At 49.9% G+C, this 1,080-nt stretch carries 1 protein-coding gene; it reads right to left on the minus strand.

Features of this window, described 5'->3' with window-relative positions; all coding sequences use genetic code 11:
• Positions 1 to 46: 46 nt before the first annotated feature.
• Positions 47 to 1,012: an IS5 family transposase gene (locus GT748_RS15070; RefSeq protein ID WP_161222418.1), complete on the minus strand. Its 966-nt coding sequence runs from the start codon at positions 1,010 to 1,012 to the stop codon at positions 47 to 49.
• Positions 1,013 to 1,080 lie beyond the last annotated feature (68 nt).

The raw sequence follows: 1,080 nt of genomic DNA on the forward strand, positions 1-1,080 counted from the left end.
AATCTGAGGATAATCCTTTGATTATTGCCAGCAAAAGCGCACTGACTCAAGCCGCCAGGCAGGGTCTGTCAGCCAGAATCAGGTTTGCCAGAGCAAACATGATATTGAATTTGGCTTGCTGCTTTTCGAGTCCTCGGTATCGTGTCTTTCGGAAGCGCAGCTGTTTCTTGACGACACCGAATACATGCTCCACTTTTGCCCGGATAGAAGACTTCGCGTGCTCTGCTTTTTTGGCGGCGTACCGCCCACTCTTACTCAGTTTCTTTACCTGTGAAGGACGACGATTGATTTTGTACCTGATTTTGTGGCCTGACTTGTTCCTGACGATGGCATCTTCTCGCTTACCGGCTCCCAAATAGCCGCTATCGCCATAGACAACAGCTTCTTCTCCGGTCAGCAGTTTCGATGTTTCCGAAACGTCATGCACATTTGCCGCAGTAGCTTTCACTGTATGAACCACTCCGCTGTCCTTGTCCACGCCGATATGCGCCTTATATCCAAAGTGCCAGGTGTTGCCCTTCTTGACTTGACAGGCGTCCGGATCTCGCTGCTTTTCACGATTTTTTGTGGAGGATGGCGCTGCAATGATCGTGGAGTCCAAAATGGTCCCTTTTTTGAGGATAAGTCCTCTTTGCTGCAAAAGCTCCACTACCTGGCGAAAAAGCTTCTCCTGCAGTCCATTGCGTATCAGCAGATTCCGAAAGCGGCCGAGGGTATCTCCATCCGGCACCTGGTTGCTGGAATCAACGCCGCAGAACTCCGAAAATGCGCGGCTGTCGATTGCCTCTGCCACCGTAGCCTCATTACTCAGGTCATAGAGATTTTGCAGCAGATACAGCCGCAGCATGGTCTCCAGCGGATAGGGTTTGTTGCCGCGCTCTCCTTTGTAATAGCACGGCTGAATCATGGCAAGCCATTCCTTCCACGGGACGATCCGTTCTATCTGATCAAGAAATTCTTTTTTCTTTGTCCGCACCTGTGCCAGTTCATCGCTGAATGCAGAAATTGTCATCTGTTTATCCATAAACTCATTATATCATATTTGGCAGCATCCGGTGCCTTTTTCTGTGCGGTGTTGCC

Source organism: Bittarella massiliensis (ex Durand et al. 2017) (assembly GCF_009876955.1).
Classification (GTDB): Bacteria; Bacillota; Clostridia; order Oscillospirales; family Ruminococcaceae; genus Bittarella; species Bittarella massiliensis.